This is a genomic window from Micromonospora sp. NPDC053740 (genome assembly GCF_040677775.1).
Lineage (GTDB): Bacteria > Actinomycetota > Actinomycetes > Mycobacteriales > Micromonosporaceae > Micromonospora > Micromonospora alfalfae.
The window spans coordinates 130,282-150,019 of sequence record NZ_JBFASO010000015.1 but is presented as its reverse complement, the minus strand read 5'-3'; the positions used below and the strand labels follow the sequence as shown (position 1 = coordinate 150,019).

General features: G+C 71.7%; 18 protein-coding genes. 12 read left to right on the top strand and 6 right to left on the bottom strand.

Annotation, left to right across the window (positions count from 1 at the left end; all coding sequences use genetic code 11):
* Positions 1–42 precede the first annotated feature (42 nt).
* Positions 43–1,185: a cell wall anchor protein gene (locus AB0K35_RS31950; protein ID WP_363890160.1), complete on the bottom strand. Its 1,143-nt coding sequence runs from the start codon at positions 1,183–1,185 to the stop codon at positions 43–45.
* Positions 1,186–1,571: 386 nt separating this feature from the next.
* Here AB0K35_RS31950 and rsmD point away from each other — a divergent pair, with 386 nt between their 5' ends.
* The 9 genes from rsmD to AB0K35_RS31905 all read left to right on the top strand — a co-directional run bounded on the left by rsmD (position 1,572) and on the right by AB0K35_RS31905 (position 9,557).
* Positions 1,572–2,135 (top strand): 16S rRNA (guanine(966)-N(2))-methyltransferase RsmD, encoded by a 564-nt coding sequence (gene rsmD, locus AB0K35_RS31945; RefSeq protein WP_238671074.1) that lies wholly within the window; start codon positions 1,572–1,574, stop codon positions 2,133–2,135.
* Complete coding sequence (gene coaD, locus AB0K35_RS31940; protein ID WP_091393067.1) at positions 2,132–2,614, top strand: pantetheine-phosphate adenylyltransferase; 483 nt, start codon at positions 2,132–2,134, stop codon at positions 2,612–2,614. The genes rsmD and coaD overlap by 4 nt, the downstream gene beginning before the upstream one ends.
* A 285-nt stretch (positions 2,615–2,899) precedes the next feature.
* Entirely contained in the window at positions 2,900–3,397 is a 498-nt protein-coding gene (locus AB0K35_RS31935) for a hypothetical protein (protein ID WP_196921503.1), read from the top strand.
* Positions 3,398–3,506: 109 nt separating this feature from the next.
* A complete protein-coding gene (locus AB0K35_RS31930; RefSeq protein ID WP_091393061.1) occupies positions 3,507–4,070 on the top strand; it encodes a YceD family protein in 564 nt (187 codons plus the stop codon).
* 5 nt (positions 4,071–4,075) lie between these two features.
* Positions 4,076–4,249 (top strand): 50S ribosomal protein L32, encoded by a 174-nt coding sequence (rpmF, locus tag AB0K35_RS31925; protein ID WP_030335284.1) that lies wholly within the window; start codon positions 4,076–4,078, stop codon positions 4,247–4,249.
* A 114-nt stretch (positions 4,250–4,363) separates the two neighbouring features.
* A complete protein-coding gene (locus tag AB0K35_RS31920) occupies positions 4,364–5,347 on the top strand; it encodes a phosphate acyltransferase PlsX (protein ID WP_363890158.1) in 984 nt (327 codons plus the stop codon).
* On the top strand, positions 5,344–6,267 hold the full coding sequence (gene rnc, locus AB0K35_RS31915; protein ID WP_238671581.1) for a ribonuclease III: 924 nt from the start codon (positions 5,344–5,346) through the stop codon (positions 6,265–6,267). Before AB0K35_RS31920 ends, rnc begins: the two co-directional genes overlap by 4 nt.
* The gene (gene mutM, locus AB0K35_RS31910) at positions 6,260–7,117 is read left to right on the top strand and encodes a bifunctional DNA-formamidopyrimidine glycosylase/DNA-(apurinic or apyrimidinic site) lyase (RefSeq protein ID WP_238671580.1); all 858 of its coding nucleotides are present in this window, start codon (positions 6,260–6,262) and stop codon (positions 7,115–7,117) included. The genes rnc and mutM overlap by 8 nt, the downstream gene beginning before the upstream one ends.
* A gap of 220 nt (positions 7,118–7,337) precedes the next feature.
* Complete coding sequence (locus AB0K35_RS31905) at positions 7,338–9,557, top strand: MMPL family transporter (protein WP_363890154.1); 2,220 nt, start codon at positions 7,338–7,340, stop codon at positions 9,555–9,557.
* 190 nt (positions 9,558–9,747) lie between these two features.
* On the opposite strand, the gene AB0K35_RS31900 is transcribed toward AB0K35_RS31905, so the two are convergent.
* Positions 9,748–10,590: an endo alpha-1,4 polygalactosaminidase gene (locus AB0K35_RS31900; RefSeq protein WP_363890152.1), complete on the bottom strand. Its 843-nt coding sequence runs from the start codon at positions 10,588–10,590 to the stop codon at positions 9,748–9,750.
* Between the two features lie 116 nt (positions 10,591–10,706).
* Positions 10,707–11,864 carry a CAP domain-containing protein gene (locus tag AB0K35_RS31895; RefSeq protein WP_363890150.1) on the bottom strand — a complete coding sequence of 386 codons (1,158 nt, stop codon included), beginning with the start codon at positions 11,862–11,864 and terminating at the stop codon, positions 10,707–10,709.
* A gap of 372 nt (positions 11,865–12,236) precedes the next feature.
* On the opposite strand from AB0K35_RS31895, the gene AB0K35_RS31890 reads away from it, so the two are divergent.
* From AB0K35_RS31890 to AB0K35_RS31880, 3 genes are all read left to right on the top strand, one after another.
* Positions 12,237–12,431 (top strand): hypothetical protein, encoded by a 195-nt coding sequence (locus AB0K35_RS31890; protein WP_007456482.1) that lies wholly within the window; start codon positions 12,237–12,239, stop codon positions 12,429–12,431.
* A 348-nt stretch (positions 12,432–12,779) separates the two neighbouring features.
* A complete protein-coding gene (smc, locus tag AB0K35_RS31885) occupies positions 12,780–16,394 on the top strand; it encodes a chromosome segregation protein SMC (protein WP_238671576.1) in 3,615 nt (1,204 codons plus the stop codon).
* Positions 16,394–17,014 (top strand): HAD-IA family hydrolase, encoded by a 621-nt coding sequence (locus tag AB0K35_RS31880; RefSeq protein ID WP_238671575.1) that lies wholly within the window; start codon positions 16,394–16,396, stop codon positions 17,012–17,014. The genes smc and AB0K35_RS31880 overlap by 1 nt, the downstream gene beginning before the upstream one ends.
* 7 nt (positions 17,015–17,021) lie before the next feature.
* On the opposite strand, the gene AB0K35_RS31875 is transcribed toward AB0K35_RS31880, so the two are convergent.
* The 3 genes from AB0K35_RS31875 to AB0K35_RS31865 are packed head-to-tail and all read right to left on the bottom strand — an operon-like array spanning position 17,022 to position 19,711.
* On the bottom strand, positions 17,022–17,543 hold the full coding sequence (locus AB0K35_RS31875; protein ID WP_357362713.1) for a DinB family protein: 522 nt from the start codon (positions 17,541–17,543) through the stop codon (positions 17,022–17,024).
* Positions 17,544–17,587: 44 nt separating this feature from the next.
* Positions 17,588–18,082 (bottom strand): universal stress protein, encoded by a 495-nt coding sequence (locus tag AB0K35_RS31870; RefSeq protein WP_238671573.1) that lies wholly within the window; start codon positions 18,080–18,082, stop codon positions 17,588–17,590.
* A gap of 9 nt (positions 18,083–18,091) precedes the next feature.
* Positions 18,092–19,711 carry an MDR family MFS transporter gene (locus AB0K35_RS31865; RefSeq protein ID WP_363890142.1) on the bottom strand — a complete coding sequence of 540 codons (1,620 nt, stop codon included), beginning with the start codon at positions 19,709–19,711 and terminating at the stop codon, positions 18,092–18,094.
* Between the last annotated feature and the right edge of the window lie 27 nt (positions 19,712–19,738).

Sequence of the window (19,738 nt, the reverse complement as noted above, 5' to 3'; positions counted from 1 at the left end):
ACCGGTTGGTCGACGCGCCCTCAGGTGTCAGAGCGTGTTGTCTCAGGCGGTGAAGCGAACCCGACGACGACGCGCCATCATGAACAGCGCCACACCGGCGGCCAGCAGGACCGCCGCGCCGGCGATGATGCCGCCGGTGGCAGCACCGGTCAGCGGCAGGGCCGGCTCGTCCTTGTCGCCGCCACCCTGACCCGGGGTGCAGTCGGCCGGCTTCTCCCAGGCGATCGGGCTGGTGTCGTCGAGGCCCTCGGCGGCCGGGGTCACGGTCAGACCCTCCTCAGCCGGGAAGGTGACGGTGCCGCTCTTGCCCGGCTCGACGGTCAGCGTCTGGGCCTTGCCCTTGTTCGGGGTGAAGGTGATGGTGATCGTCTTACCGTCGGCCGGGTTGGCGATGTCGAAGATCAGCTCGGTGCAGGTCGACTTGTAGCTGCCGGCCGGCTCGCCGGGCTCGACGCAGTTCTCGGCGGCGGCGGGCGTGCCCTCGAAGAGCGGCTTGTCCTGCCCGTCGGCGACCACCTTGATGCCGGTGGCGTTCTTGGCGGGCACCTTCACCGACTTGCTCTCGCCGACCGCAACGGTGACGTTCTTGGTGAAGTCGCCGGCACCGGTGATGGTGAACTTCGCCGGAGCGGTGGCGTCCTCAGCGTTGCCGAGCTTGACGACGACGTCGCCGTCACAGTCAGCGGCCACGTTGGCGGTCGGCTTGGGGGTGGCCGGAACCGGGGGCTGCTCCTTGGCGCAGGACTCGCTGAACTCGATCGACTGCGAGCGCAGCTTGTCGTCCTCGAACTCGTTGTCCCACATGGCCCGCACCGACAGGGTGGCCTTGGTGGTCTTCGCGTCCAGGCGCTGGGTGGCGACCACCGCGTCGCTGACGGCGTGCGGGTAGACCTTGCCCTCAGTCACCGCGATGCCGTCGATGGTGGCGTCGCTGGCGGTGTCGCCGACGTACGTCTTCGCCGAGACCTCGCTGAACTTGTAGTTCTTGACGTTGCCCGGGGCGTAGCTCTTGACGGTCCAGGTGGCCACCCACTCGCCGGTGGCGGTGTCACAGTCGGCCTTGACCTGGATCTCGCTGTGGTGGGCGCTGGCGGGTGCGGCGAACGTCACGACGCCGGCGAGGCCGATCAACGCGCCTGCGGCGATGGCCGCGACGCGCCGGAACGGAGACTTGGGAGGGTTCACGCCTGCTCCTGGTGAGGGGGGTACGGATCGCGTGGCGGGAGGCCGGGAGACATCGTGACCGGGGAGTCACCTGCTCACCGGGGCGTCGCGCGACGCGGTGGTGTTCCCGCGTCGAAAGCGGGGACAGGGGGAGACTGTACTGATGGGTGGTTAATGAGGGGAGTTCAGATCATTGCCATCCGGCAATGTAGTCGATTCGTGATCTTTGATGAACCGAAGGTGTCGGTCCGGTCACTGGGGACGGTCCGCCCGTCCTGGCTCCACGGTGGATGTCACGCCGACGTGGCTGCTCAGGTACGCCGCGCTGGCCGGCTCCGCGATCCGCGCCGTGCTGACCGGGTCCGCGCCGCATCGCGTAGCGTCGCGGGCATGAGCAGGAGGAAACGGTGACCCGGATCGTGGCCGGGACGCTCGGTGGCCGGCGGATCGCCGCGCCGCCCGGCGCCGGCACCCGACCGACCTCGGACCGGGTTCGGGAGGCGCTGTTCAGTGCCGTCCAGGCCGCTGTCGATCTCGATGGCGCCCGCTTCGCCGACCTGTACGCCGGCTCCGGCGCGGTCGGCCTGGAGGCGCTCTCCAGAGGTGCCCGACACGTGTTGCTGGTCGAGTCCGACCCGCGGGCGGCCCGGGTGATCCGGGAGAACGTGGCGGTCCTCCGTGCCGGTCCGGCAGCCCGTCTGGTCACCGGCAAGGTGGCGACGGTGTTGGCCGCCGGACCGGACGGCGAGCCGTACGACGTGGTCTTCGCCGACCCGCCGTACGCGGTGCCGGACGAGGAGATCACCGCGCTGTTGGCGGCGCTGGTCGACGGCGGCTGGTTGGCGCCCGACGCGTTGGTGGTGGTGGAGCGGTCCCGGCGCACCAGGGAGTTCGACTGGGTGGAGGGGATCACCGCCGAACGCAGTCGCCGTTACGGCGAGACCACCCTTTGGTACGGTCGCCGATCATGAGACGTGCGGTGTGCCCCGGTTCGTTCGACCCGGTCACCAACGGACACCTTGACATCATCGGGCGGGCCAGTCGGCTCTTCGATGAGGTGATCGTCGGTGTGCTGGTGAATCAGTCGAAGAGTGGCCTGTTCACCGTCGAGGAGCGCATCGAGATGCTCCGCGAGGTGACCTCGTCGTACGGCAACGTGCGGGTCGAGTCGTTCCGAGGGCTGCTGGTGGACTTCTGCCGGGCACAGCAGGCCAGTGTGCTGATCAAGGGCCTGCGGGCGGTCAGCGACTTCGACTACGAGTTGCAGATGGCCCAGATGAACATCGGTCTGGCCGGCGTCGAGACGCTCTTCATGCCGACCAACCCGCTCTACTCGTTCCTCTCGTCCAGCCTGGTCAAGGACGTGGCCAAGTGGGGTGGCGACATCTCCGCCCACGTCCCCGACCCGGTCCGCGAAGCCCTCCAGGCCCGCCTGGGCCCCCGCCCCTAACGGACCCCGGCTCTCCCCACCCCGCGCCTGCACCCCGCGACCCCACCCCGCGCCTCCAGCCCGCGATCTTGCACTTGTGGTTCCCGGATCGCCCCTTTCGGCCTGGTTTGGCGCGACCGAAAGTGCAAGATCGGCGCGGGGGAGCGCGGGTGACTATGTCGCGACTCGCCGGGTTGGGGTGAGTGGGGCGGCGGTGGGGCAGGCACGACATGATTGGTGGCGCGGGGAACGGCCGTAGCCCGCATCATGGAGGTCGGCCGACGAACGACAGGAGTGAGGTAGCCGGTGGACCCGCTCGATCGCATCGACGAACTGATCGCCATCCTGGAGCAGGCCCGCTCCGTCCCGATGTCGCGCAACAACTGCATGGTCGACCGGGGTGAGATGATCGCTGCCCTCGATGAGATGCGTGCCGATCTCCCCGCCGACCTGCGTCGCGCCGCCGCCCTCCTGGAGGAGCGCGACAAGATCATGGACGCCGGCAAACGCGAGGCGGACCGGATCATCAGTGAGGGTGAGGCAGAACACGCCCGCCTGGTCTCGGTGAACGAGATCACCGTGTCGGCCGAGCACGAGGGCGCCCGGATCATCGGGGAGGCCCGCGCCGAGGCGCAGCGCCTGCGTGAGGAGGTCGACGACTACGTCGACACCGCGTTGGCGAACTTCGAGCAGTTCCTCACCAGGGCGCTGGCCTCGATAGAGCGCGGCCGGGACAAGATGCACGCGCTGCGGGAGATCGGCACCTTCGCTGGGGATGAGGCGGAACGCCCGCTACCCTTCTGAGCGGCACCTCACCAGCCGACTTCTCAGGCGGGCGTCGCCCCCGGTTCGACGGTCCGGCGGTCGTCCAGGTAACCTTTTTTGTCGGCCTCTCACCGGCCGGAGTCTAACTATGCCCAAGCACTCGCCATCGACACTCAACCCCAGGTCGCCGTTGGTCCTCGACACGAGGGACCTCCCGCGTCGCCCTGGCGCGTTGCGTGAGGTCCGGCGGGTCGTGCCGGCACCGGCGGACCTCGGTGTGGAGTTGATCGGCGTGCCGGAGGGTGCTGACCTCGACCTCGATCTGAGGTTGCAGTCGGTGTCCGAGGGCGTGCTCGTCTCCGGGACCATCACCGGTCCCGTCCGGGGCGAGTGCGGCCGTTGCCTGCGCGAGATCAACGACTCGATGGGCGTGACGATCCAGGAGCTGTACGCGTACGAGGACAGCACCACGGACGCCACGACCGACGAGGACGAGGTGGGCCGGATGCAGGGCGATCTGATCGACCTGGAGCCGGCGCTGCGGGACGCGTTGGTGCTCACGCTGCCGACCAACCCGCTCTGCCGGGAGGACTGCCCAGGACTGTGCCCCGAATGCGGGGCGCACTGGGACGATCTGCCGGCCGACCACAGTCACCAGCAGATCGACCCGCGTTGGGCGGGCCTGTCGCAACTGACCGTTACAGAGGAGTAAGAACCGTGGCCGTCCCGAAGCGCAAGATGTCGCGCAGCAACACCCGGTCCCGCCGGGCGAACTGGAAGGCGACGGTGGTCGCGACCGTTGCGTGCCCGCAGTGCAAGTCCCCGAAGCTGCCGCACGCCGCCTGCTCCGTCTGCGGCACCTACAACGGCCGCCAGGTTCTCGAGGTCTGACCTGGACGCCGAGTGACGCCCCCGACCCCAGGTCGGGCGGCGCGCGCATCCTGGCATTCGCCCGGCGCTCCGGCTCCCTCCGACGCCGGCCGGCCCAGTCCGGCCGGCGTTCCGGTGGAGCCGGGCGCCGCGCGGATCGCCGTTGACCTCCTCGGCGGGGACGACGCTCCCGCCGTCGTGGTTGACGGCGCTCTGCGGGCCATGCGCGCCGACCCTGACCTGCATCTGCTTCTCGTCGGTCCGACCGAGGTCGCCGACGAGTTGATTGCTGCCCTCGATCCGGCGCAACGCGCCCGGATCACGGTGCGGCCCGTTCGCGATGTCGTCGGCATGGCCGACCATCCCAGCGCCGCCCGCTCCGAGAGCACCGTCCGCGCCGCGGTCACCGCCGTCCGGGACGGGACCGCCGACGCCCTGGTCTCCGCCGGCGCCACCGGTGCCACAGTCACCGCTGCCGTACTCGGCCTCGGCCGTTCGCCGGAGATCCGTCAACCCGCGCTGGCAGCCACCCTGCCCGCCGTGGCGGGGCCTGTCGTGTTGCTCGACGTCGGCGGCTCCCTGGAACCCCGCCCGGCCACCCTCGCCCGCCACGCAGTGCTCGGCGCCGCGTACGCGGCGGTGGCCCACTCGATCGCCGCGCCCCGGGTCGGGCTGCTCTCGGTCGGCACCGAGGCCGGCAAGGGCGACCGGGTCCGCCGCGCCACCGACCCCCTGCTCGCCGTCGAACCGCTGCCCGGCGGGGCGCGCTACGTCGGCCTGGTCGAGGGGTACGACGTGGCCCTCGGCGCGCGCGCCGATGTGGTCGTCACCGACGGCTTCACCGGTAACGTGCTGCTCAAGGCCATTGAGGGCGCGTACGCGATGGCCGGCGGCCCACCTGCCCAGGGCGGCGCGCCCCGCGCGGCGGCCCTGCTGGGCGTCGCGGGGACGGTGGTCGTCTGTCACGGGTCCGCCCGCGCCGGCGACGTCGCCTCCGGCATAGCTCTCGCCGCCCATCTGTGGCGGCGGCGCGCCACCGATCTCGTCTCCGCGTTGCTCGACCGCGACGCCGCGACGGATCGCACCGACCGCTCCACCGACACCGAGGTACGCACATGAGCAACGACAAGCGGCGGCGGGCGTCCGTCGGTCACCTGGAAACCGCCTTCGGAGTGAGCCTGGAACCCGAGCTGCTCCAGCGCGCGTTGACCCACCGGTCGTACGCGTACGAGAACGGCGGGCTGCCGACCAACGAGCGGCTGGAGTTCCTCGGCGACTCGGTGCTCGGCGTGGTGATCACCACCGCGCTGTTCCACAACCACCCGGATCTGCCTGAGGGGCAGTTGGCCAAGCTGCGGGCCAGCGTGGTCAACATGCGGGCGCTCGCCGACGTGGCCCGCGGCCTGGGCCCGGACGGGCTCGGCGCGTACCTGCTGCTCGGCAAGGGTGAGGAGACGACCGGCGGCCGGGACAAGGCGAGCATCCTCGCCGACACGCTGGAGGCGCTGCTCGGCGCGATCTACCTCCAGTACGGCCTGGACACCACGGGGATCGTCATCCACCGGCTCTTCGACCCGCTGATGGCCGAGTCGGCCGGTCGCGGGGCCGCACTGGACTGGAAGACCAGCCTCCAGGAGCTGACGGCGGCGCTCGGTCTCGGCGTCCCGGAGTACCGGATCGAGGGCACCGGCCCGGATCACCTCAAGACGTTCACCGCCTGGGTGGTGGTTGCTGGCATCCGGTACGGCGGCGCCGAGGGGCGCAGCAAGAAGGAAGCCGAGCAGCGGGCCGCCGAGGCTGCCTGGCGGACGCTCGCCGAGCAGAACGGTCAGAACGGCGACGACGGCCAGGATGGCCGGGCCGGCGACGATCGTCAGGACCAGACCATTGGTCGGGACGACGCAGTCGACCGGGACGAGCCGGTCGGGCCGCTGGAGCGCGCCGAGCGGGCGGCTGAGGCCGAGCAGTCCGACCACCTGGCGCAGGCGCTGCCGGCCGGGGGCGCCGACGGTCACGAGACGGGCGGGCCGCGTGCCTGAGCTGCCCGAGGTGGAGACGGTCCGGCAGGGGGTGGCCCAGTGGGTCGTCGGCCGTCGGATCGCCTCGGTCGAGGTTCGTCATCCGCGTGCGGTCCGCCGGCACGCTCCCGGCGACGTGCACTTCGCCGACGTGCTCGCCGGTCGGACGGTGCTGGACGCCCGCCGTCGCGGCAAGTACCTGTGGCTGCCACTGGACAGCGGTGACGCGATCGTCGGGCACCTCGGCATGTCGGGTCAGCTGCTGCTCCAGCCACCCGGAACGACTGACGAGACCCACCTTCGGGTCCGGTTCCGGTTCAGCGACGAGGGCCCGGAGCTGCGCTTCGTCGACCAGCGCACGTTCGGCGGGCTCTCGGTGAGCGAGGGCGGCGCCGAGTTGCCCGACGAGATCGCGCACATCGCCCGCGATCCGATGGACCCGGAGTTCTCCGACGAGGCGTTCGTCGCGGCGCTGCGCCGCCGGCACACCGAGGTGAAGCGGGCGCTGCTCGACCAGACCCTGATCTCCGGAGTGGGCAACATCTACGCCGACGAGGCGCTCTGGCGCGCCAAGCTGCATGGCGGCCGACCCACCGACGCGTTGACCGGCCCGGCCGCGCAGCGCCTGCTCGGCCACGTCCGTGACGTGCTGGCCGAGGCGATCAGCGAGGGCGGCACCAGCTTCGACGCCCTCTACGTGAACGTCAACGGCGAGAGTGGCTACTTCGACCGGGCGCTCAACGCCTACGGCCGCGAGGGTGAGCCGTGCCGGCGGTGTGGCGCGCCGATCCGCCGCGAGGCGTTCATGAACCGCTCCTCGTACAGCTGCCCGCACTGTCAGCCACGGCCCCGGGGTTCCCTTCGGGGATGACCCGGAGTCGGCTCGGGGCGATCCCGGCGGGTCGCGGCCTGTCGCTGCGGGGTGGACCCCGGTGTACGTCCGGATCGGGGTCCGACCCCCGGCGAACGCACCCCCGTGCCCGGTCCGGTGGTTCCAGGGTGGGCCCGGGTCGATCCCCGATGTGACCGCCTCGTCACGCACCTAACGTCAGCACAGTTGACAGGGGGCTGACGTGACAGGGGGACCCGAGATGGGGAGAAGACCGGTGACAGTGCGGCTGGCGCGGTGGAGTGCCGAGCATCCGTGGCGGGCGATCGCACTGTGGGCCGTGTTCGTGGCGGTGTGCTTCGTGGGCGGCAACGCCGCCGGACTCAACGAGGCCACCAGCGGCGACCAGGCGATCGGCGAGGCGGGGCGGGCCAGCCTCATCGTGGACGCCGGTGACTTCGACGACCCGGCCGTGGACAACGTCCTGATCACCTCCCGTGGCGGCGCGTTGGACCAGGCGGCGGCGAAGTCGGCGGCCGACGACGCGGCGGCCCGGCTGCGTACGGTCGCCGGGGTGGCCGGGGTGGGCCAGCCGGTCACCGCGCGGGACGGCTCGGCGTTGCTGCTGCCGATCACCATGTCGGGTGACCCGGAGACGGCCTCGGATCGGGTGCAGCCGTTGCGCGACGCCACCGCCAGCGTGCAGGACGCGTATCCCGGGCTGCGGGTCGAGCAGGTCGGCGGGCCGTCGATCGGCCAGGCCCTCGACGACACCCTGGGCAAGGACTTCAAGCGGGCCGAGCTGCTCAGCCTGCCGGTCACCCTGGCGATCCTGATCATCGCGTTCGGCGCGCTGATCGCGGCAAGCGTGCCGGTGCTGCTGGCACTCTCCTCGGTGGCCGCCGCGATGGGTCTGTCCACTCTCGCCTCGCACCTGGTGCCGGCCACCGACACCACGGCACCGGTGATCCTGCTGATCGGCATGGCGGTCGGCGTGGACTACTCGCTGTTCTACATCCGTCGGGAGCGGGAGGAACGCGCCAAGGGCCGGTCCGGTCTGGACGCGGTGGAGATCGCCGCGGAGACCTCCGGGCACGCGGTGGTGGTCTCCGGCTTCGCGGTGATCATCTCGATGGCCGGGCTGCTGCTCGCCGGCGACGTGGTCTTCTCGTCCCTCGCCATCGGCTCGATCCTCGTGGTCGCCGTCGCGGTGACCGGTTCACTGACCGTCCTGCCCGCCCTGCTGGCCCGGCTCGGCCGTTGGGTCGACCGGCCCCGGGTGCCGCTGCTCTGGCGGCTCACCGCGCCGCGTACCGGCCGGCACGGCGAGCCCCGCGCGCCCCGGCTGTGGCCGGCGGTGCTCCGGCCCGCGCTGCGCGCACCGGTGGCGACGCTCGTCATCTCGGTCGGGCTGCTGCTCGCCCTGGCCGCGCCGGCGCTCGGCATGAAGCTGAAGTTCCCCGGCATGGAGGACCTGCCTCGCACGACTCCGGCGATGCAGGCGTACGACAGGCTCACCGCCGCCTTCCCGAGCGCCGGCACCAATCACGTGGTGGCCGTCCGGGCACCCGCCGACCAGGCCGACCAGGTACGCGCCGCCCTCACCGACCTGTCCACCCGGGCGGCCGGCGACCCGCTGTTCGCCCCGGCCGAGGCGGACGGCCCGAAGATCGAGGTGTCGGCCGACCGGCGGGTCTCGGTGCTGGACGTCCCCACCCCGTACGCCAGTCGGGACGACCGGTCGGTGCAGTCGTTGGAGAAGCTGCGCGGGGACCTGGTCCCCGTCGAGCTGCGGGGCATCCCCGGCATCGAGTACGCGGTGGGCGGGAGCGTCGCCGACAGTGAGGACTACGCCCAGCACGTCCGGGACAAGCTGCCGCTGGTCATGGGCTTCGTGCTGGTGCTGACCTTCCTGGTCATGACGTTCACCTTCCGGTCGGTGGTGATCGCGGCAAGCTCGATCGCGCTGAACCTGCTCTCCGCCGGCGCCGCGTACGGCCTGCTGGTGCTGATCTTCCAGGGCGAGTGGGCGCAGGGACTGCTCGGCTTCACGTCGATGGGCGCGATCGTGTCCTGGCTGCCGCTGTTCCTGTTCGTGGTGCTCTTCGGCCTCTCGATGGACTACCACGTCTTCGTGGTCAGTCGGATCCGCGAGGGCGTCCGGTCCGGCCTGCCCAACCGCGACGCCGTGTCGTACGGGATCACCTCGTCGGCCGGGGTGGTGACCAGCGCGGCGATCGTGATGGTCGGGGTCTTCTCGATCTTCGCCACGCTGAGCACGATCGACATGAAGCAGCTCGGCATCGGTCTGGCGGCGGCGATCCTCCTGGACGCCACGATCATCCGGGGAGTGGTGCTGCCGGCGTTGATGACGATGCTCGGCGACGCCAACTGGTGGGCCCCGCGCTTCCTGCGCCCCCGCCCGGCCCCCATGCCCACCGACCCGCCCGCCCCCGCCCCGGAGCTGGTCCCAGTCCCGTAACCCCGCCCAGCCCTCACCCCGCCCAGCCCCGCTCTGCCTCACCCAGCCCAGCCCGGCTCTGCCTCACCCAGCCCAGCCCCGCCGATCTTGCAGTTCTTGTCGCGACAAAACCGGGCCAACCCGGCAAACCAGCGACCGAAAGTGCAAGATCGCGGGGCGGGGCGGGGCGGGGACGGAGTTAGGGGAGGGGTTAGGGGAGGGGGCAGGGTTCGCGGGAGGCGTCCAGGGTGCGGTCCTTGCGGATCGACGCGAAGCCGTAGCCGACGGTGGTGACACAGAAGTCGTCGGTCGAGCCGGTGTACTCGACGTGGAAGACCGGCTTGCCGGCGTCGCTGAACGGCAGCAGTTTGGCGCACTGGGCCAGCCGGACACACTCCTCGTTGACCGCGAAGTCGAAGTCCGGGGCCAGCGCGGCGAGCTGTGCCACGTCGTTGACCAGCCCCGGGGAGAGACTCAGCGAGCGGGCCAGCTCGGCCAGCCGGCGGTTGAACAGCAGTTGGTCGTCGAAGTCGAGCGCAAAGCCGGTGCGCGCCGCGTACCCGTCGGCGTCGAAGAGCGCGACCGCGCCGAAGCCCTTGCCCCGGCAGAGCCGGAACCGGTCGGCCAGAACCGGCCGGAGCGCGTCCCAACTCCGGACGTCCAGCCACCGGCTGTCGGGTCGACGCCCGGCCGCACTCCGGACGACCTCCGGAAACCGGCTGGCGTCCGGGTCGTCGGAGCGGACCGATCCCACGTTCACCTGGCAGATCAACCGGCGGTCCCGGGAGCGCAGTTCGGCGGTCTGCGCGGCGGTGGTGGTCACCGGGTCGAGGAGGAAGACGTGGGCGTCCACCGCCGGGTCGAGCGGGCCGCTGAGCTGCCACTGCCACTGCCAGTGCCGGGCCTGCGTCGCCGGCCACGCGGTGGGCGCGCCGGGCGGGGTCAGCACTGGCCGGCAACCGTACGCCGGCACCACGAGCACGAGTGCGACGCTGGCGGACAGGACGCGGCGCAGTGGGCGTACGGCGACGCGTCGCCGCGGCCGGATCCGCATCGGCAGCTCCCGGGTCCCGGACGGCCGGTCGCCGCCCGCACCGGTACGCGGCCCCCACGCTGCGGCCCGACGTACCTCATCGGGTCAACGAGCGCGGGGGCGGGAACGACGCGCGGTCAGCGCGGCGCCGCGAAGACCTGCGTCCAGTACGGTCCGTTGCTGTTGGCGATGCCGACGCCGATCTCGGTGAACGCGCAGTTCAGGATGTTGGCCCGGTGGCCGGAGCTGTTCATCCAGGCGTCCATCACCGCAGCCGGGGTCTTCTGGTTCCAGGCCACGTTCTCGCCGTACGTGCGCCAGGTGTAGCCGACCCGGTCCAGTCGGGTGCCGGCGTTGCTGCCGTCGCTGCCGGTGTGCGACATGTTCTGGTGGTCGGCCTGGTCCTGGCTGTGCCGCTGGGCGGCCGTCATCAGCTTGTCGTCGATGCTCAGCGCCTTGCAGCCGGCCTTGGCCCGCTCGGCGTTGACCAGGTCCACCACCTCGCGGGCCTGAGCGCTGACGGAGCCGCTGGAGCCGCTGGAAGCGGTGGAGCTGCCGGTGTTGCTCGGCGCGGTGCTGCGCTCGACGCTGCGGCGCGACGCGGCGGTGGTCCGCGACGTCGCCGGCGTGGGCTTGACGACCTTGGTTGGCGCTGGGCTGGGGGACGCCGGGCTGGGGATGGTCGACGGGGAGGGTGCGGCGAGGGTGTCCAGCGCCGGTTCTCCGGTCGGCGCGGCCGACGTGGCGTAGGTATCGTCGACGGCCGTCGGCTGGGCGGCCCCGTCGTCACCGCCGGGCAGGGTGAGTGCGCCGACGCCGAAGCTCACCACGAGGGTGGCGGCCGCGGCGGCGCCCCCGATCATCAGCGGCCGGCGCCAGCGGCGTGGTGAGCGGTGTCGTCCCTCGCCGGGCCGGCCGGTCTCGGCGGCGCCGCGCCAGCCGTCGGTGGTCTCCGGGTCGGTGTCGGTGTGCCAACCGCCGGGCGCTTCGGCGCGCCGGCCACTGTCCTGGGCCGGGTAGCTGTCGTCCCAGCCGTCGGTCTCGCCCTCCGGCTGGTAGGCCGCCCAGGCGGCGGTGCGGGCGTCGGCCGCCTCGGCGGGGATCGCCGGGTCCGGTTGCCGGCCGTCGGTGGGCTGCTCCCGGTGCCGCTCGTCGCCCGGCTGACCGGGCTCGTCGCCGAAGAGGTAGGCCGAGCGGGGCTCCGGGCGGTCGTGCAGCCAGGCCGGCTCGTCGGTCGGCCCTCCGGCGCGCCGGGGGGCGCCGTTGGGGTCCATCGGATCGGTCCAGCCGTACACGCCTATGCCTCCAGGGGTCGGTTGCGGGCCGGGGTGACGCTACGGCGCGCCTACGACCTGCGGCAACGTGGCTAAGAAAGAGTTAAGGGGAAGTCGGGCACCAGGGTGCGGACTTCCGCAGATCCGGGCGTACAGTAAAGGCGTCCGGACAGAGAGTGTCCGTGCCTTGCGGCAGCCCCCCCGACAAGTGGACAGGTCGACGTGGAGATGATCTACGGCCTGCGAGAACTTGACGAAGGAGGGGTTTGCGGCTCAATATATAGGTGTCGCCAGTCGCGCCCGGTCATGCCCAGATACAGCCTGGAATGACAGCCGCGTACAAATGGGCGCGCGTTGGCCGGCCTTTCCGGCAGCGCATATCAAGGAGTCAGCATGGCGAAGGCCCTCTACGGCCACGTAGGTGCAGCGCCCGACCGGCGTCTGCTCGACGAGGTCACCCGACTGCGTGCCAGGGTTCAGGCACTGGAGTTCGAGATCACGCGTCTGCGTGCCGACAATGATCGGCTCGCGGCGGCTGCGGCGGAGGCGGACGATCTGCTCCGTCTGGCCGAGCCGGCGCTGACCTGATCTTCAGGTCGTAAAAACTGAATCGCACCATCGCAAAAATGCGCGCCGACACCTCTGTGCCGGCGCGCAACACTGTCCGGGACCTTTTCGACGCCGACCATTCATGATCTTGTTGCTGATCGTGCGGGAAGCGCGCTGCACAGTTACCGAAAAGCGCGTCGGCGGATAAGCCGATCATGAAAGGCGCTTGCCTTTCTCGCGGTCTCCCGAACAGCAGCGCGCCCACTGTCGACGCGACGCGGGGCGGGTCGCGTGCCGGGCCGCTCCCACCGCCGGGTTAGTCTGCGAGTTCACCCAGGTCCCCGCAGCCGGCGACGGTACGGCGGCCACCGGACGAGGATCGAGTAGGTGTATCTCAAGAGCCTGACGGTGAAGGGGTTCAAGTCCTTCGCCTCCGCGACGACGTTGAAGCTGGAGCCCGGGATCACCTGTGTGGTGGGCCCGAACGGCTCGGGCAAGTCCAACGTCGTCGACGCCATCGCCTGGGTCCTCGGCGAGCAGGGCGCCAAGGCCCTCCGTGGCGGCAAGATGGAGGACGTCATCTTCGCCGGCACCGCCGGCCGGGCGCCGCTGGGTCGCGCCGAGGTCACCCTCACCATCGACAACACCGACGGCGCGCTGCCGATCGAGTACACCGAGGTCTCCATCACCCGCCGGATGTTCCGCTCCGGCGAGAGCGAGTACGAGATCAACGGCAACTCCTGCCGGTTGCTCGACATCCAGGAGCTGCTCTCCGACTCCGGCATCGGCCGGGAGATGCACATCATCGTCGGGCAGGGCCGCCTCGACGGCATGCTGCACGCCAAGCCGGAGGACCGCCGGGCGTTCATCGAGGAGGCTGCCGGCGTCCTCAAGCACCGCAAGCGCAAGGAAAAGGCGCTGCGCAAGCTCGACGCGATGCAGGTGAATCTCAATCGCTTGACCGACCTCACGGCCGAGCTGCGTCGTCAGCTCAAGCCGTTGGGCCGGCAGGCTGAGGTGGCCCGGCGCGCCGCCGCCATCCAGGCCAACCTGCGCGACGCCCGGTTGCGGCTGCTCGCCGACGACCTGGCCACCCTGCGGACCACCCTCGACCGGGAGATCGCCGACGAGACCGCGCTGCGCGAACGACGCGAGCAGATCGAGGGTGAGCACACCGAGGTGCAGGGCCGGCTCGGCGAGTTGGAGGCCGCCCTCGCGGAGGACGCTCCGCTGCTCGCCGCCGCCCAGGACACCTGGTACAAGCTCTCCGCCCTCCAGGAACGCTTCCGCTCGATCGAGCAGTTGGCCCGGGAGCGGCTGCGGCACCTCAGCGCCACCGGCGACGACGAGCGGCCCGGCCGCGACCCGGAGCAGCTGGAGGCCGAGGCGGAACGCGTCCGCGAGCAGGAGGAGGAGCTGCGCGGCGCGCTCACCGACGACCAGATCCGACTGGCCGAGGCGGTTGAGCACCGCCAGGAGTTGGAGCGGCAGTTGGCCGCCGCCGAGCGCGAGCTGGTCGCCGCGGCCAAGGCCATCGCCGACCGGCGCGAGGGAATGGCCCGGCTCACCGGCCAGGTCAACTCCGCCCGGGCCCGGACCACCAGCGCCGGCGAGGAGATCGAACGCCTCGCGACAGCGCACGCCGACGCGCTGGGCCGCGCCGAGCAGGCGCAGGCCGACCTGGACGCGGTCGCCGCCCAGTCCACCGAGGCCGACCGGGACAACGCGGACCTGGACGCCCGGCACGCCGAGGCGGTCGCCGTGCAGGAACGGGCCCAGGCCACAGTCCGATCGCTGTCCGACGCCGAGCGGGCAGCGGAGAAGGACGCCGCCACCTGGAAGGCCCGCGAGGAGGCGCTCGCCCTGGGGCTGCGGCGCAAGGACGGCGCCGGGGCGCTGCTCTCCCGCGCCGGAGACGTGCCCGGCCTGCTCGGCAGCCTCGCCGGGCTGCTCACCGTCGCGCCCGGTCACGAGGCCGCGCTGGCCGCTGCGCTCGGCGGCCTCGCCGACGCCGTCGCCGTCAGCGGGGTGGACGAGGCCGTCGAGGCGATGCGGATGTTGAAGATCTCCGACGCCGGCCGGGCCGGCCTGCTGGTCGGCAGCCCGGCGGGGCCCGGCATGACCGGCTCCGCCGACGCGCTGCGCCCGAAGCTGCCGGACGACGCCCGGTGGGCGCCCGACCTCGTGGAGTGCAGCGCCGAGCTGCGTCCAGCGGTGCACCGGGCCCTGCGGGACGTGGCACTCGTCGACGATCTCGCCGCCGCCGCCGAGCTGGTCGCCAGCAACCCCGAGCTGCGGGCGGTCACCCCGGACGGTGACGTGGTCGGGGCGTACGCGGCGGCGGGCGGGTCGGCCAAGGCCCCCAGCTACATCGAGGTGCAGGCCGCCGTCGAGGAGGCCCGCGCCAACCGGGTCACCGCCGAACGCGCTGGCCTGGAGCTGCGTGATCAGTTGGTGGAGGCGCGCGCCGAGGTGGCGGCCGCCAAGGAGGCCGTGCAGCACGCCGCCGCCGAGAAACGCGAGGCGGAGAGCCACCGCAACGCCGCGGCTCGCCGGTTGGCCGAGCTGGGCGCGGCGGCCCGCTCCGCGAAGGCCGAGACCGACCGGCTCGGCGACTCCCGCTCCCGCGCCGAGGCCGCCCGGCAACGGGACCTCGCCGCGCTCGCCGAGCTGGAGGAGCGGCTCCGGCTGGCCGAGGAGACCCCTGTCGACGCCGAGCCCTCCACCGACGAACGGGATCAACTGGCGGCCATGGTGCCGCAGGCCCGGCAGAACGAGATGGAGGTCCGGCTGGCGGTGCGTACCGCCGAGGAGCGGGTCTCCTCGATCGCCGGCCGGGCCGACTCGCTCGCGCGGCAGGCCACCGCGGAGCGGGCCGCCCGGGAACGCGCGGCGGCCCGGCGGGCCGCCCGCGCCCGAGGCGCGGGCATCGCCCGGTCCGTCGCCGGTGGCGCCCGGGAGGCGCTGACCCGGCTGACCACCTCGATCGCAACGGCAGAGGAGCACCGCGACGCGGTCGCCCTGGAGCGCGCCGCGCGGGAGGCAGAGCTTCAGGAGGTACGCGGTGCCGCCAAGCGGCTCGGCGCGGAGTTGGAGCGGCTGACCAGCCAGGTGCACCGCGACGAGGTGGCCCGGGCGGAGCAGCGACTGCGTATCGAGCAGTTGGAAGCGAAGGCCGCCGAGGACTTCGGGCTGGACGTGGAGACGCTGGTCGCCGAGTACGGTCCGACTCAGCCCGTTCCGCCGACCCAGGTGGACGTCGCGGCGGCCGAACGTGACGGTCTGCCGGTGCCCGAGCCGGTGCGCTACGAGCGGCCGGTGCAGGAGAAGCGGGCCGCGAAGGCGGAACGCGAGCTCGCCCTGCTCGGCAAGGTCAACCCACTCGCGCTGGAGGAGTTCGCCGCGCTGGAGGAGCGTTTCAAGTTCCTCTCCGAGCAGTTGGAGGACCTCAAGGCCACCCGTCGGGACCTGCTCACAGTGGTCAAGGACGTTGACGAGCGGATCCTGGAGGTCTTCGCCAGCGCCTTCGAGGACACCGCCCGGGAGTTCGAGCAGGTGTTCACAGTGCTCTTCCCCGGTGGCGAGGGACGGCTGATCCTCACCGAACCGGACGACCTGCTCACCACCGGCGTCGAGGTGGAGGCCCGCCCACCGGGCAAGAAGATCAAGCGGCTGTCGCTGCTCTCCGGTGGCGAGCGGTCGCTGACCGCGGTGGCCATGTTGGTGGCGATCTTCCGTGCCCGGCCCAGCCCGTTCTACATCATGGACGAGGTGGAGGCGGCCCTGGACGACGTCAACCTGGGCCGGCTGATCACGTTGCTGGCACAGTTGCGCGAGAAGAGTCAGCTGATCGTCATCACGCACCAGAAGCGGACGATGGAGATCGCCGACGCGCTCTACGGCGTGACAATGCGCAGCGGGGTCACTCAGGTGATCAGCCAACGGCTCAACCGGGCCGACGAGGACGACCAGCGGCACGGCCGCGGCGAGGAGAACGGGTAGTGGCTCGGGAACGCGCGACGGCGCTCCTGCTGGACTTCGACGGCGTACTGCGTCGGTGGGACCCGGCGGTGGCAGCCGTTGTCGAGCGGGAGTACGGCCTCTCCGAGGGTGTGCTCGGTGAGATCGCCATGCAGTGGGGGCGGCTCCAGCCGGTGCTCACCGGCCAGGTCAACCACGCCGAGTGGATGAACAGCGTGGCGGACGCCCTGACCGAATCGGTGGGCAGCCCGGAACGGGCCCGCGCCGCGGTGGAGCAGTGGCAGGGCTACCGGGGCGAGGTCGACCAGGAGGTGCTGGCGTTCGTCCGGGAGGTCCGTGCGGCGGGCGTCCGGGTCGGGCTGGGCACCAACGCCACCGACCTGCTCGACGCCGACCTGGCCGCGCTCGGCCTGGTCGGCGAGCTGGACGTGGTGGTCAACTCCTCGGTGATCGGCGTGCACAAGCCCGCCCCGGAATACTTCAAGGCCGCCTGCGTGGCCCTGGCCACCCCGCCGGCCCGGGTCCTCTGCGTCGACGACGAGGACTGGGCGGTGCGGGGTGCCAGGGCCGCAGGGTTGTCGGCGCACCGCTGGGGCGGCCACGCCGACCTGCGTTACCTGCGAGCGGCCCTGGACTACTGAGCGCTTGTTACTCGCCGGTGACGCCGTCGATGCGTTCGCGGATCAGGTCGGCGTGGCCGTTGTGGCGGGCGTACTCCTCGATCATGTGCACGTACACCCAGCGCAGGTTGAAGGTGCGCTTCTTCGCGCCGACCTCGGTGAACGTCTCGTCGAGCGAGTGACCGGCGGCGGCCTCGCGGGCCAGCGCCACCTCGCGGTGGAAGATGGCGAAGTCGGTCTCGGCGTCGGCGGCGCTGACGTCGTGGTCGGCGTCCGGGTTCTCCGGGGTGAAGTACGGGTAGTCGACAGGCGCGCCGGCGAAGTTCTCCCGGAACCACCAGGCCTCCACCTCGGCCAGGTGCCGGACCAGGCCGAGCAGGGTCAGCCCGGACGGTTCCACGCTCGGCGTCCGCAACTGCTCCCCGGTCAGGCCGGCGCACTTGAGCAGGAGTGTCTGTCGGTGGTAGTCGAGCCAGCCGTCGAGCATGGTGCGCTCGTCGCCGACGTACGGTTCGGGGGTCCGGGTTATCTCCGGCGCGATCCAGGTCATGCCGCGCATCCTGCCCGGCGCCTCGGACATGGCGCGACGGGTTATCAGGGCACCACGACGACGGGCCAGCGGCCGGCGCGGACCAGCCGGGTGGCGACCGAGCCGACCAGCCGGTGTCCGGCCTGCTCGGAGGCGCCGACGACCACCATGTCGGCCCGGAACTCGTCGGCCGCCGCGCACAGCTCGCCGTACGCGTCGCCGCGCCGCACCAGCAGGGTCACCGGAATGCCCCACTGCTCGGCCCCACGCCGGCACTCGCGGCGCAGTTCGTCGGCCAACTCGTCGTGGGTGCGCTGGACCGCCCCGGCGTCCATGCCGGGCACCAGGGCGGTCAGCCCGCTCGGTGAGCTGACGAAGACCACCACCAGCGCGGCGCTCTGCCGACGGGCCAGGCCCGCGGCGTAGGAGCCGGCCCGCTCGGAGGTGCGGGTGCCGTCGACACCCGCCATGATCACCCGAGGGCCGTCCGTGCCGCGCTCGAAGGGCAGCGGTCGGGTTCGGGGACCGTACTCCTCGCGGTCCGGTGCTCCCACGCCCATGGTTCTACCTCACCTCTGCTCGCCGGTACGGATCACGGGTGCGCCAGCGCCGGCAGCGAGAGTCGATTCCCGCTCGACCTGGTCGGAAACCGGGTTGCCGTTGTGCTGGCGCAGCGGCACCTCCTTGATGAAGGCCACCGCGATCAGCGCGATCAGCGCGAACGGGGCGGCGGCCAGGAAGATGTCACCGGCGCCGTGGCCGTACGCGCTCTCCACCACCGCCCGCAGCGGGCCGGGCAGGGTGTGCACGTCGGGCAGGGCGCCGCCGCTGCCAGAGCTGGAGGCGGGGATACCGAGTTGGGCCAGCCCGTCGGCGGTGTAGTCCTTGACCTTGTGGGCGAGCACCGCTCCGAGGGCGGAGACGCCGATCGCGCCACCCAGGCTGCGGAAGAACGCCACCACCGAGCTGGCCGCGCCGAGTTCGTGCGGGCCGACGGTGTTCTGCACGGCGAGGACCAGGTTCTGCATGGTCATGCCCAGGCCGACGCCGATCAGCAGCATGTAGACGCTGAGCAGTGTGAAGCTGGTGTCGGCGCGGAGGGTGCCCATCAGCGCGAAGCCGATGGTGAGCAGCGCCGAGCCGATGACCAGGTACCGCTTCCAGCGGCCGGTCTTGCTGATGACCCGCCCGATGACTGTGGACGCGACCAGAAGGCCGAGGATCATCGGCAGGGTCATCAGGCCGGACATGGTCGGGCTCTGACCGCGGCTGATCTGGAAGTACTGGCCCAGGAAGATCGACGCGCCGAACATGCCCACGCCGACGGCGATGCTCGCGACGACGGCGAGGGTGATGGTGCGGTTGCGGAACAGCCGCGGCGGGATCATCGGCTCGGCGGCCCGGGTCTCGACCCGGATCGCCAGCGCGCCGAGGACCAACGCGCCGACGACCATGACGGCGGTCTGCCAGGAGGCCCAGGCGAACTGGTCGCCGGCGAGCGAGACCCAGATCAGCAGCACCGAGACGGCCGCGGTGATCAGGGTGGCTCCCCACCAGTCGATCTCGGCCTTCCGCTTGACCACCGGTAGGTGCAGGGTCTTCTGGAGCACGATCAGCGCGAGGATGGCGAACGGCACGCCGACGTAGAAGCACCAGCGCCAGCCGAGCCAGGAGGTGTCCACGATCACGCCGCCGATCAGCGGACCGCCGATGGTGCCGACGGCCATCACGGCGCCGAGGTAGCCGCTGTAGCGGCCTCGTTCGCGGGGCGCGATCATCGTGGCCATGATCACCTGGGCCAGCGCGGTGAGACCGCCGGCGCCGATGCCCTGGAGCACCCGGCAGGCGATCAGCTCACCGGTGCCCTGGGCGAGCCCGGCCAGCACCGAGCCCAGCACGTAGATCCCCAGGGCGAGCTGGACCAGGGTCTTCTTGCTGGTCAGGTCGGCCATCTTGCCCCAGATGGGGGTGGTCGCTGTGGTCGCGAGCAGGGCCGAGGTCACCACCCAGGTGTACGCGGACTGGCCGCCGTGCAGTTCGGTGATGATCCGCGGCAGCGCGTTCGAGATGACCGTGGAGGAGAGGATCGCGACGAACAGACCCAGCAGCAGGCCGGAGAGTGCTTCCAGGATCTGCCGGTGGGTCATGGTCACGGCGGTCGCCTGGGGAGGCGCTGTCGCCTGGCTCATCGTTTGTTGCCTCCGAGCGGAGTCGAG

What these genes read in the sequence shown, in the direction of transcription:
- AB0K35_RS31900 (WP_363890152.1), bottom strand. Translation starts at nt 10,590, where the DNA reads ATGCGGATCCGGCCGCGGCGACGCGTCGCCGTACGCCCACTGCGCCGC.
- AB0K35_RS31865 (WP_363890142.1), bottom strand. Translation starts at nt 19,711, where the DNA reads ATGAGCCAGGCGACAGCGCCTCCCCAGGCGACCGCCGTGACCATGACC.
- AB0K35_RS31875 (WP_357362713.1), bottom strand. Translation starts at nt 17,543, where the DNA reads ATGACCTGGATCGCGCCGGAGATAACCCGGACCCCCGAACCGTACGTC.
- AB0K35_RS31905 (WP_363890154.1), top strand. Translation starts at nt 7,338, where the DNA reads ATGGGGAGAAGACCGGTGACAGTGCGGCTGGCGCGGTGGAGTGCCGAG.
- coaD (WP_091393067.1), top strand. Translation starts at nt 2,132, where the DNA reads ATGAGACGTGCGGTGTGCCCCGGTTCGTTCGACCCGGTCACCAACGGA.
- AB0K35_RS31930 (WP_091393061.1), top strand. Translation starts at nt 3,507, where the DNA reads ATGCCCAAGCACTCGCCATCGACACTCAACCCCAGGTCGCCGTTGGTC.
- AB0K35_RS31870 (WP_238671573.1), bottom strand. Translation starts at nt 18,082, where the DNA reads ATGGGCGTGGGAGCACCGGACCGCGAGGAGTACGGTCCCCGAACCCGA.
- AB0K35_RS31890 (WP_007456482.1), top strand. Translation starts at nt 12,237, where the DNA reads ATGGCGAAGGCCCTCTACGGCCACGTAGGTGCAGCGCCCGACCGGCGT.
- rnc (WP_238671581.1), top strand. Translation starts at nt 5,344, where the DNA reads ATGAGCAACGACAAGCGGCGGCGGGCGTCCGTCGGTCACCTGGAAACC.